Origin of the sequence: Aphanizomenon sp. UHCC 0183 (assembly GCF_009712065.1) — a bacterium.
Taxonomy (GTDB): Bacteria; Cyanobacteriota; Cyanobacteriia; order Cyanobacteriales; family Nostocaceae; genus Dolichospermum; species Dolichospermum heterosporum.
Genome location: NZ_VILC01000002.1, coordinates 6282 through 20179, shown reverse-complemented (window position 1 = coordinate 20179; position 13898 = coordinate 6282). Strand labels below are relative to the sequence as shown.

The 13898-nt window shown below is 37.3% G+C and carries 15 protein-coding genes and 1 pseudogene; 13 read left to right on the top strand and 3 right to left on the bottom strand.

What is annotated here, in order from left to right; translation table 11 throughout:
• Nucleotides 1-11 precede the first annotated feature (11 nt).
• The 3 genes and pseudogenes from FJR37_RS00650 to FJR37_RS27580 all read left to right on the top strand — a co-directional run.
• Nucleotides 12-314, top strand: a pseudogene (locus tag FJR37_RS00650) (IS4 family transposase); the annotation flags it as partial.
• A 228-nt stretch (nucleotides 315-542) separates the two neighbouring features.
• The gene (locus FJR37_RS26290) at nucleotides 543-725 is read left to right on the top strand and encodes a hypothetical protein (RefSeq protein WP_039205246.1); all 183 of its coding nucleotides are present in this window, start codon (nucleotides 543-545) and stop codon (nucleotides 723-725) included.
• Nucleotides 650-1330 carry a nuclease-related domain-containing protein gene (locus FJR37_RS27580; protein ID WP_200889032.1) on the top strand — a complete coding sequence of 227 codons (681 nt, stop codon included), beginning with the start codon at nucleotides 650-652 and terminating at the stop codon, nucleotides 1328-1330. Before FJR37_RS26290 ends, FJR37_RS27580 begins: the two co-directional genes overlap by 76 nt.
• On the opposite strand, the gene FJR37_RS00640 is transcribed toward FJR37_RS27580, so the two are convergent.
• Together FJR37_RS00640 and pgk are read right to left on the bottom strand one after the other, a co-directional pair.
• Nucleotides 1281-1865, bottom strand: a complete 585-nt coding sequence (locus FJR37_RS00640) for a Uma2 family endonuclease (protein WP_039205248.1) — start codon at nucleotides 1863-1865, stop codon at nucleotides 1281-1283. The two genes, FJR37_RS27580 and FJR37_RS00640, sit on opposite strands and share 50 nt — an antisense overlap.
• Nucleotides 1866-1938: 73 nt before the next feature.
• Complete coding sequence (pgk, locus tag FJR37_RS00635; protein ID WP_168465011.1) at nucleotides 1939-3141, bottom strand: phosphoglycerate kinase; 1203 nt, start codon at nucleotides 3139-3141, stop codon at nucleotides 1939-1941.
• An 88-nt stretch (nucleotides 3142-3229) separates the two neighbouring features.
• Between pgk and FJR37_RS00630 the strand changes: the two genes are divergently transcribed.
• The gene (locus tag FJR37_RS00630) at nucleotides 3230-3637 is read left to right on the top strand and encodes a universal stress protein (protein WP_027404639.1); all 408 of its coding nucleotides are present in this window, start codon (nucleotides 3230-3232) and stop codon (nucleotides 3635-3637) included.
• Between the two features lie 646 nt (nucleotides 3638-4283).
• On the opposite strand, the gene FJR37_RS00625 is transcribed toward FJR37_RS00630, so the two are convergent.
• The gene (locus tag FJR37_RS00625; RefSeq protein WP_039205252.1) at nucleotides 4284-5063 is read right to left on the bottom strand and encodes a hypothetical protein; all 780 of its coding nucleotides are present in this window, start codon (nucleotides 5061-5063) and stop codon (nucleotides 4284-4286) included.
• Nucleotides 5064-5460: 397 nt separating this feature from the next.
• Here FJR37_RS00625 and FJR37_RS00620 point away from each other — a divergent pair, with 397 nt between their 5' ends.
• From FJR37_RS00620 to FJR37_RS00580, 9 genes are all read left to right on the top strand, one after another.
• Entirely contained in the window at nucleotides 5461-5646 is a 186-nt protein-coding gene (locus FJR37_RS00620) for a hypothetical protein (RefSeq protein WP_152608994.1), read from the top strand.
• 398 nt (nucleotides 5647-6044) lie between these two features.
• Entirely contained in the window at nucleotides 6045-6452 is a 408-nt protein-coding gene (locus FJR37_RS00615; RefSeq protein ID WP_168465010.1) for a DUF1636 family protein, read from the top strand.
• 362 nt (nucleotides 6453-6814) lie between these two features.
• Nucleotides 6815-7843 carry a serine hydrolase gene (locus FJR37_RS00610; protein WP_168465009.1) on the top strand — a complete coding sequence of 343 codons (1029 nt, stop codon included), beginning with the start codon at nucleotides 6815-6817 and terminating at the stop codon, nucleotides 7841-7843.
• 322 nt (nucleotides 7844-8165) lie between these two features.
• Nucleotides 8166-8729: a hypothetical protein gene (locus tag FJR37_RS00605; RefSeq protein ID WP_039205256.1), complete on the top strand. Its 564-nt coding sequence runs from the start codon at nucleotides 8166-8168 to the stop codon at nucleotides 8727-8729.
• 18 nt (nucleotides 8730-8747) lie between these two features.
• Nucleotides 8748-9461 carry a hypothetical protein gene (locus FJR37_RS00600; RefSeq protein WP_052150111.1) on the top strand — a complete coding sequence of 238 codons (714 nt, stop codon included), beginning with the start codon at nucleotides 8748-8750 and terminating at the stop codon, nucleotides 9459-9461.
• A gap of 15 nt (nucleotides 9462-9476) precedes the next feature.
• Nucleotides 9477-10952 carry a hypothetical protein gene (locus FJR37_RS00595; protein ID WP_039205259.1) on the top strand — a complete coding sequence of 492 codons (1476 nt, stop codon included), beginning with the start codon at nucleotides 9477-9479 and terminating at the stop codon, nucleotides 10950-10952.
• A 580-nt stretch (nucleotides 10953-11532) separates the two neighbouring features.
• Nucleotides 11533-11712 carry a hypothetical protein gene (locus FJR37_RS00590; protein ID WP_039205262.1) on the top strand — a complete coding sequence of 60 codons (180 nt, stop codon included), beginning with the start codon at nucleotides 11533-11535 and terminating at the stop codon, nucleotides 11710-11712.
• A 32-nt stretch (nucleotides 11713-11744) separates the two neighbouring features.
• Entirely contained in the window at nucleotides 11745-12206 is a 462-nt protein-coding gene (locus FJR37_RS00585) for a DUF29 domain-containing protein (RefSeq protein WP_168465008.1), read from the top strand.
• A 208-nt stretch (nucleotides 12207-12414) separates the two neighbouring features.
• A partial coding sequence (locus FJR37_RS00580) for an IS1634 family transposase (protein WP_254434476.1) occupies nucleotides 12415-13898 on the top strand: 1484 nt, incomplete at its 3' end.

The window sequence follows — 13898 nt, the reverse complement described above, 5'->3', positions numbered from 1 at the left end:
GAAAGCGAGGAGTTGAATCAACTCAATTAGAATCAATTCAGGCTATTCAACGATTAACTATTTTGGCTTTGTCCGTGGCTGTACGTATTTTGCAAATGCTTACCCGAAGAGATCAACCTGAATTATCTGCAACATATGCTTTCTCTTGTCAGGAACAGCAATGTTTGTCAGCGATCGCCCCCAGTCTTTCTGGGCGCACATCCTTACAGAAAAATCCTGATCCACCTTATTCCTTAGCTTGGGCAACTTGGATTATTGCCCGACTTGGTGGTTGGTCTGGCTATCGCTCTCAAAAACCTCCCGGAATTTCTACTAAAGTATGAGCGATCGCTTCTGTACGCGCAACAAATTTATCCAGAGCTAGTATTAATTCCTCACTGTATGGTAAAATATAGCAATCCAAATCAAAAGCAGAGGAAATACTGAGATTCAACTTAGCTATTTATAAGCCTTTCATCCATTTTCCTCCTTTACTAATGATTTAGGTTCGTTGTGTAATAGATTTAACTCTGAATAAACTAGCGATAAGAATAATATTAACAATGGCTAAAATGTTTCCCCCAGATGGTCCATGTAATGCTGGTTTACATGGTGAATCGAAAGTATATGATCTACTTTCTAAACTTGATGATGATTTGATGATTTTTATATTTTTCAAGATAGACATTGGACTTTCAAAAATAAATATAGATGCAGAACAGAAAGAGAAACGGATTTTTTATTAATTCATCCTCAAAAAGGTCTTTTAATTATTGAAGTTAAAGGAGGAACTGAATTTTCTTATGATGGAACAAATCAGCAATGGAAATCTGGTGATGAAATTTACTATAAAGACCCATATAAAAAACAATTAGCTAACTCAAAACAGTTACCCTTATGCCTTAAAGATGAAATACCTAGCTTAAAAAATAAGTGGTTAATTTGTGGATTTGCAATTTGTTTTCCTCATATTGATACTTTAGATGGAAAATTAGCACAATATATAGAAAAAGAAGTTACATTATTTAGGTATGATCTTAATAATTTAAGCAGTAGAATCAACGAAATATATAAGCATTATAGCAATCCTACAGATATATCTCTTGGAAAATATTTAGTAGAAGAAATCAAAAATTTTCGGCTCTTCGGTTATTTTTATGGAAAACCTGGTTCAAAATCATTGAAAGCCTTATTGTGTAGGTATTTCATTGAAAATATGGAAATAATTGTTTATAACCCTTGTCCCGTAAGGGTTTTGTTATCATCAATCCTCAATCACCATAAAAGAGACGCAAGAGCCATTATTCTTTATCCTCAAAATTCACATCTTGATAAATGTCAATTAAACTAATTTCAAAATCAAGATGTTGCAACTTAACAATATCATTTTCAGATTTATATTCTCGAAAAATCCATTCTCCTTCATTAGTTTTGCTATAGTGCATTACTTGATATTGATTTTGTTCTACTAAAACATATTCTTTAAATTGTGGAATAGAACGATAAAAAGTAAATTTATCACCTTGGTCATAATTTTTTGTAGATTTAGATAAAACCTCAACAATTAACAAAGGATTAGTCACAGTAGTATTATTTTTACCTGCATAAATAGGTTTCCCATCAGTTACAATCACATCAGGATAAGTATATTCTCTATATTCAGGAATCCATAAACGCACATCTCCAATAAAAACACGATATTTTTTTCCTCTAACAACATATAATAAAGATGATGCAAAATTAAGCGCGATTTGATTATGATTTGTCGTGCCACCAGTCATAGGTATAATTTCTCCATTGCGATATTCACTTTTATAAGGTGCTTTTTCTTCTAATTCTAAATATTCTTCAGGGGTGTAAATATGTTTGCGAGTTTGTACTTGCATATTGTTTTCCTTAATTTGGTTAATTGCAGAGAATGAAGGACAAAGCCAAAAACTTCATCCTTCATACTTTTAATTATGCTTCATCCAAAGCTGCAATACCAGGTAGGATCTTACCTTCCAACAACTCCAAACTCGCACCACCACCGGTAGAAATGTGGCTCATTTTATCAGCTAAACCGACCTTTTCCACAGCCGCTACAGAGTCACCACCACCGATAATGGTAGTTGCGCCGGTTTTGCCAATTTCTGCTAAAGTATGAGCGATCGCTTCTGTACCCGCAGCAAATTTATCAAACTCAAACACACCCATAGGCCCATTCCAAATCACAGTCTTGCAATCAGCCAAAGCCGCTTGGAAAACCTTGATAGAATCAGGACCAATATCTAAACCCATACCATCGGCAGGGATATTTTCAATACTGACAGTAGTAGCATTAGCATCAGGAGCAAACTTATCAGCGGAGACAATATCTGTAGGTAGCAACAAAGCCACACCACGTTCTTTAGCCTTAGCTTCCAAAGACTTCGCTAATTCAAGCTTATCTTCTTCCACCAAAGACTTACCAACACTCAACCCACGGGCTTTGTAGAAGGTGAAAATCATCCCACCGCCGATGATCAACTTATCGCACTTTTCCAACAAAGTTTCAATCACACCGATTTTGCTAGAAACCTTAGAACCGCCAATAATAGCCGCCAAAGGACGCTGAGGTACTTCAATCGCACTTTGTAAATATTGCAATTCCTTCTCAACCAAGTAACCAGCTACAGAAGGGCTTAAAAACTTAGTTACACCCTCAGTGGAAGCGTGGGCGCGGTGTGCAGTACCGAACGCATCATTTACATAAAAATCAGCGTTTGCTGCCAATTTTTGAGCAAATTCGGGGTCGTTCTTTTCTTCTTCCTTGTAGAAGCGGACATTTTCCAACAACAGCACTTGACCATTGTCCAAAGCTGCAACTTTAGCAGCAACATCATCACCAATACAGTCATCAGTTTTGATAACTTCTTGTCCTAACAACTCAGAAAGACGTTTAGCGACGGGAGTTAAACGCAATTTTTCATCTACACCCTTGGGACGACCGAAATGGCTTGTTAAAATGACCTTAGCACCCTTTTGGGTCAAATCTTGGATAGTTGGTAGCGCCGCCCGAATCCGAGTATCATCAGTAATGTTGCCTTGATCATCCACAGGCACATTAAAATCAACTCGTACTAAAGCGCGTTTTCCAGATATATCAGCCGCAGATAAACTTGCTAAACTTTTTTTAGACACAGTACAACTCTCCTGATTACTTTTTTGTTATTGTCTTCAAAATATGACCATCAAGATTTTACCGGAGTGAGGGGCGCAGAGGTGAGATATGTTTAAAACAGTTCTATTTCCCATTGATCAAAGTCGAGAAGCCAGAGAAGCCGCTGATATAGTTGCCAATATTGTGCAAACATATGGCAGTCGCTTAATTCTGCTTTCGGTCGTTGAAGAGCCAGACTCAGAAGCACCAGCTACCAGTCCTATGGTATCTCCAGAAGCAGTTGCCAAACTCCTAGAAAATGCCCAGGCTTTATTTTCTGGACAAGGAATCATAGCTGAATTACTAGAAAGACAAGGTAAACCAGCTTTTACTATTTGTGATGTTGCTGATGAAGTTGAAGCCAGTTTAATTATCATGGGCTGTCGAGGAATAGGCTTAACGGATGAAGGCGCAACTGATAGCGTTACCGCACGGGTAATTAACCTTTCTCCCTGTCCCGTCTTGATTGTTCCTTGATTAAACATCACGCTCAAATTCCTACCACATCTCGTTCCTAGTCTCTGACTAGGAATGCAGTTGATGAGGCTCTGCCTCTAATCAGTAGGTTAGCGTTGAAAATTGTCGTTATAGCAAGGCAAGACGCAAGAGTAAAGAAGTTTTCAGCCATTTTACGTTTCTTTACACAGTTTGGTTTTAAGTAGTGAGACAGAATTAATTACACAATGTCATTGCGTTAGCGCAGCGTGGCGTTAGCCATATGGAACGAATTGAAATGAAGCAATTCCAAGGGTTGTGATTGCTTCCCTTCGCTCGTAATGACTGTAAATATTTTTGTCCAATTACTTATTGTGTTCACCTACTTATATTTAAAACGGCTAGAAGCTGGACTTTTTTATCATACAAAACACATCTCCGAGAATTAAATGTGCGTCGTTTGAAACCCTTGTAGAGACGTTCCATGGAACGTCTCTACAATCTTTACCGGAGAAGTCTAAAGAACAAGTTCAAAGCCTCTCCAGTATTAAATATTATTCCTTTTCCCTCTCCTCTTAGGAGAGGGTTAGGGAGAGGTCAAAAGGAGAGAGGGATTTCATATTTGGTTAAATTATGAACCGTTTTCAGTATACCTGCCTTCACAGATAACTGTTTCAGCAAACCCTACTTAGACAAGATAACTAGTATTCGGGACAATGGGAAACATTGCATATTCATACCAAGCTGTCCAGATAAAACTCCGAATCCAGCGTTGACGTTTCTCCAAACTTAATTCATACTCAAATGCACCAGAAGATTTATCAATAGAAGATAAATGGGAGTTACAACCACAGCCATGTTGATAAGTAAAACCGTATTTAGATGCTATACTTTGCACCTTCATTTGCATTGCAAATACCTTACCTGCGTGTAGAATAGCATCCCACGAACGCTTATGTTCTATATCTCTTTGATCAAATCTTAAAGCCCGTTCTTCAAACACATGATCTCGATAAATTGGGGCTAAATGCACATGATAGAAACTAGCTGGTAAATCATATCCAAACTCATCAAAAAGTTCCAAACCAATGCGAGCTACCTTGACCTCATTATTGTCCTCAGAACCTTTTGACTCACAATTATGCAAAACTGCCTTAAAGTTTGGATAGTTGTGAATCATAAAGTCGTGACCGTAGAATTCCAGAGTTTCCCATGCCAGTTGCCCAAATAACTCAGAGAATGAAGGTATTAGCCGAAATAACTGGGGGCGGTCATTAAACAAATCAACATCACCATATTGCAGTTTATATTGAAACAACTGCGCCATTTCTACATAGACTTGTGGATTACTAAATCTGACATTTGCCCTGCCCTTAGCAATATCCTGCCACACACAAGGTAATTGAGCAACAGTAACCGCATTTTCACCAACAATGACGGCAACGTTAGAGGCTTCTTGAAGCTGCATATCTAATTTCCACAAAGAGTTTAATTAACAATTTACTGTAAATAATCCCTTTTTTATCTTCTCAACAGCATAAAAAAATGATACTTCATTCAGCCTCTGGGCAAAACAATAAACAGAATTATCCTCCCTTGTCTATTGACAAGACATAAAAAATATAGTATTCTCGCAACTGAATCGGTTTTAATGGAAAACAGTCATTAAACGCAAGGGAGAAACTCTGGTGTAAATCCGGCACTGTCCCGCATCTGTAAGGAGCAAAGAATAGGACATCAAATCTTCAGGCATCTATTGACATTTCCCGACAATAGGTTCATAACATTATATATGTATACGAGAGTTTTGTAGTTAATTTAAAGTCAATAAATATTTTGAGTAACTGTAATGGTTCCGAATAGACTTGAATGGCTACAAAGAAAATAAACCTTTCCTTAGAAAACTTGGTAGTTCTGAACTCGTTGATAGACAATCAAGAGCCTTAGAATTATGTTCTAAGGCAATGTGGGATACCACCTTCACTAACTCAGTTGGTGATGTTATACTGGATATTCACGATATCTCAGATGTCGGCGAATGTCTCGGTTAAAAGTATCAGATTTATTCTCTAAGTCAGAATGCCCGCCGAAAGCAAAAAACTCACATCCATCTGCGTGGTACAAATGATTCAGACCATGAATGTTTCCATAGGAATTAATCAGTTTAGACCCCCAGAGAAACCCTACAAATTGTGTACTGTTCTGAGATTATTAACCGTCAATTTAATTATTTGCAATCCTGCACTCAAGAAAGTGGGAAGCTTTTATAGGTGAGACTTATTGCTATCTTCGTTAGATATATTTTGACAAGAATAGAAAAGATGACAGCAAGTGAATCTTGTCCATCTTTGGCTGGGGTTAATCATGCTTCTTTACACATTTTACGTAGCCATATTGTAAAGACTCTTATGTCTGCGTTTCCGAATTATTCCTCAACATTTCTAAATCAATGCTCAATCAAAAACATAATCTATTTGTCTGTACTACTTGTGGTAGTAAGTGGCAAGATGGTAAGCGGGTTGGTGAAAGTCAAGGTGAACAACTACTAAAACAACTTCAAGAACTTGCTCAAGATAGTGAATTGCACAATCAATTCTGCATTCAGGGGGTTGAATGTATGAGCGCTTGCAGTCATTCCTGCGTGATTGCTTTTGTAGCAGAAGGAAAATCAACCTATCTCTTTGGTGATTTACCAGTAGATAGTAGTCCATCTGCGGTACTAGAATGTGCAAGTCAGTATTATACAAAATATGATGGTGTATTGCCTTGGTCAGAACGTCCAGAACCTTTAAAAAAAGGAATTTTAGCAAAGATTCCCGCACTAGATAAGTGGGCAAAATTAAACAACAATAGTTGATAGGGAATGGGAAACAGAAGAATCAGTTGAGTCATTAATTCCATCCGATTACTTATCAAAAAAAATAACCCAAAATGACCTCTAAAAACAACACCTAAATCAATCAATCCTGATTTCATTTACTTATCTAGAAAATATCTTTTAGAGGAAGAAGCAACAGGGAACAGAAAAAACTCATGTTTTTAAACATGAGATTGAAATAATGACACTGTTTTTTTTCGTGCTACGCATCTTTTAAAAACATCTTTTTCTTGACTGAAGCTCTAAACTGGTGCAAATGAGTGTTTCTTATCTGTTCCCTGTTCCCTGTTCCCTGTTCCCTTTTTTTGTAAGTCAATTCAATCCTCTCCTCATACAACTGCATGAAACTACATTCATTGATCTTATTTAGTATCACGGCTACTCTTTTATTATCTCTACCAGTTAAAGCAAATCCTGATAACAACCAGCTTGAGAACCCAAATAGCTGGAGTCAAAATAAATCAAGTGTACAATTGCCGGAAATTAAATTTATTCCTCCAGATTCTGTCAGCAATACCAGTCCAACAGAGACTCATAACTTCACTGGTATATTTCCTTTGGGAAGAGAAATCTCGGAACTACAAACTCCTATTAAAACATTAATGGCTCGCTACAAGTTTCTTTCTCCTGGTATCTTTTTTATGGACTTGAACACAGGAGATTATTTAAGCATTAATGGCGATAAATCTTTTGCGGCTGCTAGTACAATTAAATATCCAATTTTGGTTGCTTTATTTCAGCAAGTAGATGCTGGAAAAATTCAATTAGATGAAACATTGGTTATGGGGAAAAAACATATTGTTGGTGGTTCGGGAAATATGCAGTATGGGCGGTTAGGAAGTAAGTTTAGTCTCTTAGAAACTGCAACTAGGATGATGACTATTAGCGATAACACCGCCACAAATATGATCATAGATCGTTTGGGTGGAATTACTCAATTAAATCAGAAATTTCGCAGTTGGGGATTGCAAAATACTGTGATGCGAAATCGCCTGGGAGATTTTAAAGGAACTAATAAAACCAGTGCTAAAGATTTGGTCAAACTATCAGCTTTAATGGAAAATAATCAGTTACTTTCCAATACAAGTCAATTACAAGTAATAGGTATTATGAATGGTTGTCATAATAGAAGTTTATTACCTTCTGGTTTAGGTTCTGGTGCTAAGATAGCGCACAAAACAGGGACACTCAGGTTTATATTAGGGGATGCGGGTATTATTGAAACGCCATCAGGTAAGCGTTATTTAGCAGGAGTTTTTGTGCAAAGACCAAATAATGATCCTAGAGGAACAGATTTTATTCGTCAAGTTTCTCAGGTAGTATATGGTTATTTTGACCAAGCAAAAGTAAGTAACCAAGTAAGATTATAGACAAGTACCACAGGGCGTAAATAAACCAATCATTTTCAATCACTAAAAAGATGATGATCATTAACTTACGCCCCAGTGTATACTAGGAGTGAATTATATTCTAAGCAAAGACAAACTGTTTAGGATCTGTCAAATTCAAACTACTAGCTTGAATCCCAGTGAGAGTCGCTAAAGTTTGATTATTGAAGACAATCGCAGTATCTCCACCAACTTGATTTAACTTGAGTGTAGATGAGGTAATGCCGGTAATGCCTAAGCTAATCTTATGTAATAATTGGGAATTGCTGTAAAATAGTAAAGTTGATATAAGTTCAGCTTACCAATGAAAGATATATCTTTTGCATTAAATGGAGAAGTTGTCAGCGCTAAACTTGGCTCGCGGGTGGAGAAAAAAGATTTATATGGTTTTTCTAAAACTGTGGCTGAATGTGATCATCAACCCCTCACTCGTGGTTATCTCCTAGCGGATGGAAGATTACTAACACGCCAACAAATATCCTATGCCCGCCTTGATCCTGAAGGTACACCAGCCACAGAGGAGATCGCTTTAATAGAAGGGGAAATGGCCATCCTACAACCCAGTTCTTTTGAGATTGAAAATCCCTTAGAACCAGTACCCTTATCTACCCTGGCAGAGTTTAATGTGGTTGACGTCTATCCGGTAGCAGAAATAAATATACCTGCGGGACTATATTCTACCCAATTTAATTACCGCAAAACCTATATTCCCAAAGAGGCTTATCTGTTAGTTAAAGCTGAACAGGCGTTTTTATTAATTGGGGAAATGAAAAAGACGGCATTTGTGGGGTTGACGATCGCCTATGATTTTTTTGATGCTGAAGTTGAGGAAGAAGAAGACGATGAACTAAATTTTTCTATGTTTTAATGATCAGGAGTATAAATTATGGATACTATTCTACACTTAGAACATCAAGGTAAAACCGCCCGCCTATCCTTGCAATCGTTGCCACGCCGCCGTCCCAAACCAGTAATTCAGCAAAAAACTCAGGTAGGGGCAATTACGCCTTATAAACTGATCAATGGCATTAATGCGATGATCGATCCGTTTCAGGCTCAACCGTCAGATTTTATCACTCTTGACCCAGAATTAAAATTGGAGGGAGCAGGACAAATATTGGAAACAGAGATGATTTCCACCGCTTATTACAATTCTAGTAATCGCCTGGATGGACTCAAACCCGTCACTGACTTTAAATTTGTTGATATTATTTACGATCAGCAAGGACAAGAAAAAGAACGCCGCCCCCATCTGATTCGTAAATCCAATCTCAACGATCACCTTCCTATTAAAACAGGTAAACGTCTCCCTATTACCCAAGCATTTACGGACTTTGTGTTCCGGTATACCTATCAAATCGTCCATGAAGACGGCGTGACAATGGAATTTTTATTTAATATCGCCCAAGAACTTCATCAAAACCAGGAAGTAGCTGTGGTGGGGGCTGGTACTAAAGGTAATCAACCACTGGTGATTCGGGAAAAGGGTAGTCCCTATCGCGGATTTTTGTATGGTGAAATTGGTCAGGGTGAAAACGAAGGTAAGTATAAATTATTGCTACTGTTGAGCGATCGTGAACTAAAAATCGTGGACGAATAAACTAGGGAGGCATCTATGCTCGACACCTATATTGATATTTCTAAATTAGTTCCCAAAACTGGTAATTATCAGATTGCTACTGGTAGTGCAGTTAGGGACTTAACTCTGCTGGAAATCGCTAGTCAATACGAAACCCAAGTTAGTCGCAAAATGATCGCATTGACTCAAAACAAACTGGGTAAACGATTTGGCACCACCGAACTAGTATTGCAAACTACCAAATTTGATGGTGAAGGGGTTTTTATTTATTTTGAACGCTCTAAAAATGTCTGCTTTTGCTTTAATGCTCCCTCTGGACGGGTGCGGATTAATTTCCCTGCCCTTGATGCCTTAGAAGGAGTTTTACGCCAATCCACTGTCCAAAAAGGATTGTTTAGAGCCGAACTGTATTTACAGGAACAAATCCATGACCGCCGTGCCACCATTGGGGATGTGTTAAGGATTTCCTTTAGTGAAGATGCTGGGGCGATAGATAAACTCAAACTAGCTATGTTAGATGTGATCATGCTCGATGGCAAAGACCTACGCGCCAATCAATCACAATTTGAGCAGACTTGGAATTTATTGGGAGAACTATTTGGTAGTGACCCCACAGCCCCATATCATCGCCCATCAGGGGCAATTGTGCCGGAAGATCAACTTTTGCGCCTATTTGCCGAAAAGATCGCTGCTGGGGAAGAGGGCATGGTGATACGGCGATTGCAACGGGCAGAAACCTATAAAATTAAGCCCCGTCTGTCCTTAGATGCGGTGGTAATTGGCTATGTAGCCGGAGAATTTGAAGGAATGTATGGTGTGACTTCCTTGCTGGTGGCAATGAACTATCCCAAAACCGACGACAGCAAAACCTACTGGCAAACCCTAGTTCGCATTGGTTCTGGCCTCAGCGATGAGCAGAGGTTACAATTTCTGAATCTGTTTAGTGCCATCCATGTGGAAAATCCCCTGACCATGACCGACAGTGATGGCAGAACAATCCAATTTGTCAAACCTGAATATGTTGTCGAACTGAGTGGTGAAGATTTGCTAACCATTGTACCTGGAAGCAATCGCCCCAATCTCACTCAACTAATGGCATGGGATGGCAGTGATTATCAATTTTTAGGATTATACCCCTGTCCCCGTCCTACCTTTGCTACCTTCACCCAACTGCGCCTTGATAAACAAGTACAAAATGGTGGTGCTAGATTAGAGCAGATTATCAACAGTCCCCAGTTACCCCAATTACAAGCTATCGCGCCAACCGAAACCAAAATTCTGCGGCGGGAAGTTTACACCAAAGGTACAGACATGGTTCGTAAATTAGTGGTAGTAGAAAACAGTGGTGAGCAAACCATACCCTATCTAGTCTACTGGACAGATTTTTCTTCTAAGCGCAAAGAACCGTTAAAAGTATCTGTTTCCTATGCTTTATCCTCCACCCGCGCCCAAGAACTAGCCGAGCAGCTAATTACAGAAAATATAGTCAGAGGTTGGAAATCTGTTAATTAATAACCATCATGGGCTTAACGCATTGCGCTAAACCCAGATGAGCTAATTAAATTCTAAGCAAGAACAAACTGTTTAGGATCGTAGGAAATACCTTCAATCCCAATATTACCAATGGTCGTACCTAGTTTTACAGTTTGGGCGTTGCCTTTAGTAAGCGTTAGATAGATCAATCAACATTATTGAAAGCCATAAAATTTTCCTTTGCCTAAGTATTAGACATCTCCAGAAGTGTTTTTTTACAAACAATCTCAAAGTATAGATAAAAATCTATATGATGTATTAGATACAATGAATCGTTTTGGTTTAGGAATGGTTTAGATAAGATTATAAGAAGATTAAACTTGGAACTAAATCAAAAAAATAGGGACAATTCATGAATTGCCCCTACTATACTTGAGAAGGTCATAACTTGCGTTTTTACGTCCATATATCCCCTTTAGGCAAAAGCTCAAATTGTGACCTTGTAAAGTATAAAAAAATTTTCCAATACATCTTCTTAAAAATTTTCATCATCTCCGTTTAGTATAAGCAAGAAAATATAATCTTAAATTAGATTGCATTAGAATATATTTTAATTAATATGTATAAGCAAAAATTTCCCAGTATTATGGCGAGGGGAGCGATCGCCGCAGACATCGGGTTTCATATCCCTGATAAGACCGAAGGAATAGAAATAGCACTCTGTAGAAATCACCTTTCTATTGTTATAATTATTGAGAATAATACTTTGTTAGGAACTAAATTTAACTTATTATGTTAAAATAATTGTGTCTGTTATCCAAAGGATAAAGTATGACCACAACAATTTCCACACATCTACAATCAACACTATATGAAACAGATCATTATCTGTGGATAGAAAACACACTCAAACAGCTAGAAAACAGAGATATTAATAATTTAGATTGGCAGCATTTAGCAGAAGAGATTGAAGCATTGGGAATAGAACAAAGACGCAAAGTAGAAAGTTATTTGAAGCAGTTATTAATCCATCTTCTGCTTTGTTGTTATTGGGAAACTGAAAAAGAAACCTGTCAACGAGGTTGGCAAATTGAAATCTCTAACTTCCGTGACGAATTGGAATTTTCTTTTCGCTCCAAAACACTTTACAACTATTTCCTGAGTTGTTTAGAACAGGTTTATACTAAAGCTAGAAGACAAGCAATTCAAAAGACAGGTTTACCTGGTGAGATTTTTCCAAAGCAATGTCTTTTTAGTCTTGAAGATATTCTTAATAATGAATATTTCCCCTAATTTTTTTAGAGGTTGTTTGAACCCACATTCCGCACCCCAAACTGTCACAGATCAAAAAAGCCCTTAAAGTAGTACATAATAACTAAAGTCAATTCAAAAATTAAGATGCTTAATGAGAATGAGTAGCATTAAAAGGGACGTGGTGTGATAAAGTGAAACTTGGTAACAAAAGAAAAAAATGAATTGATAACCAAATAAGAAATAATTGATGACAACAGAAGTATTAGAGGAAACTGTTGTGAAATTAAAACCTCAAGAAATAGAAATTGAGAACATAGACCATCTAGGGATAGTAGCAGGAATCATAGATTCAATCGGAATAGTAGAAATAATAAATGAATTAATAGGAGTCGAAAAAGACGAAAAAGTAAATGCAGGTCAAGTGGTAAAAGCCATGATAATAAACGGGTTAGGATTTGTCTCCAAACCGTTATATATGTTTCCCAAATATTTTGAAACAATAGCCTGTGAGCATTTAATAGGAGCAGGAGTAAAACCAGAATATCTCAACGACGATAAATTGGGGAGAGTCATGGATAAACTGTTTATAAAAGGCTTAGATACAATCTTTTTTATCATAGCCTTAAAAGCTGCTCAAAAATTTGGAGTATCACTATCAACATCACATCTAGACTCATCATCAATGCACGTGCATGGGCAGTATAACACTAGCTTACCAGAAGTAATATTTGAGAGTCAAAAAGTAGGAGATAACCAAGAATTAGAAGAATTAGCAGTAAAATCACCAAAAGAAATAACCATCACCTACGGTTATTCTCGTGACCATCGTCCAGACTTAAAACAGTTTATCATAGAAATGATATGTTCAGGAGATGGAGACATCCCAATATTTTTAAAACTAGCATCGGGAAACCAAGCTGACTCATCATGTTTTGGTAAAATAGCAGTAGAATATCACAAACAATTAGAAGTTAATAGTCTCATAGTAGCTGACTGCGCCTTATATACAGAATCAAACCTGAAAATGATGTCAGATTTACAGTGGTTATGTCGAGTACCATTAAGCATAAAAACAGCAAAATCATTAATATCAACAATACCAGAATCAGAATTGATTGATAGTGCAATACCAGGATATAAATTAGCATCAAAAACCGAAAATTATGCCGGAATAGAACAGAGATGGCTAGTAGTACAAAGTCAAGAGAGAAGAGAATCAGACTTGCGTAAACTCACACACAAAGTTATCAAAGCAGAATCAAAAGCTGTGCAAGATTTGAAAAAATTATCACAAGAAGAATTTGCTTGTGAAGCAGATGCTATCAAGGCATTATCAAAATTATCAAAACAATTCAAATATCACCAAATTAACGTAAGTATTGTTACTCAAATCAAATCTAAGACAAAAGATTCTCCAGAAGAAATATCTTACCAAATATCAGCTACAGTCTCCCAGGATGAAAGTAAAATTAATACAGAATTGCTGAGTGCGGGACGTTTTATTATTGCGACAAATGTTTTAGATTCACAGGAACTAAGCAATGATTCTATGCTAAGTGAATATAAAGCCCAGCAGTCATGTGAGAGGGGGTTTGGTTTTCTCAAAGACCCATTATTTTTTGCAGACAGTATTTTCCTCAAAAGTCCCGAGAGAATAGAGTCTTTGGGAATGATTATGGGTTTATGTCTACTGGTTTATACTTTGGCTCAACGTCATATTAGAAATGCTCT

What these genes read in the sequence shown, in the direction of transcription:
- FJR37_RS00630 (WP_027404639.1), top strand. Translation starts at nt 3,230, where the DNA reads ATGTTTAAAACAGTTCTATTTCCCATTGATCAAAGTCGAGAAGCCAGA.
- FJR37_RS00590 (WP_039205262.1), top strand. Translation starts at nt 11,533, where the DNA reads ATGTATAAGCAAAAATTTCCCAGTATTATGGCGAGGGGAGCGATCGCC.
- FJR37_RS00640 (WP_039205248.1), bottom strand. Translation starts at nt 1,865, where the DNA reads ATGCAAGTACAAACTCGCAAACATATTTACACCCCTGAAGAATATTTA.
- FJR37_RS00605 (WP_039205256.1), top strand. Translation starts at nt 8,166, where the DNA reads ATGAAAGATATATCTTTTGCATTAAATGGAGAAGTTGTCAGCGCTAAA.
- FJR37_RS00600 (WP_052150111.1), top strand. Translation starts at nt 8,748, where the DNA reads ATGGATACTATTCTACACTTAGAACATCAAGGTAAAACCGCCCGCCTA.
- FJR37_RS00585 (WP_168465008.1), top strand. Translation starts at nt 11,745, where the DNA reads ATGACCACAACAATTTCCACACATCTACAATCAACACTATATGAAACA.
- FJR37_RS00625 (WP_039205252.1), bottom strand. Translation starts at nt 5,063, where the DNA reads ATGCAGCTTCAAGAAGCCTCTAACGTTGCCGTCATTGTTGGTGAAAAT.
- FJR37_RS00610 (WP_168465009.1), top strand. Translation starts at nt 6,815, where the DNA reads ATGAAACTACATTCATTGATCTTATTTAGTATCACGGCTACTCTTTTA.
- FJR37_RS00615 (WP_168465010.1), top strand. Translation starts at nt 6,045, where the DNA reads ATGCTCAATCAAAAACATAATCTATTTGTCTGTACTACTTGTGGTAGT.
- FJR37_RS26290 (WP_039205246.1), top strand. Translation starts at nt 543, where the DNA reads ATGGCTAAAATGTTTCCCCCAGATGGTCCATGTAATGCTGGTTTACAT.
- FJR37_RS00595 (WP_039205259.1), top strand. Translation starts at nt 9,477, where the DNA reads ATGCTCGACACCTATATTGATATTTCTAAATTAGTTCCCAAAACTGGT.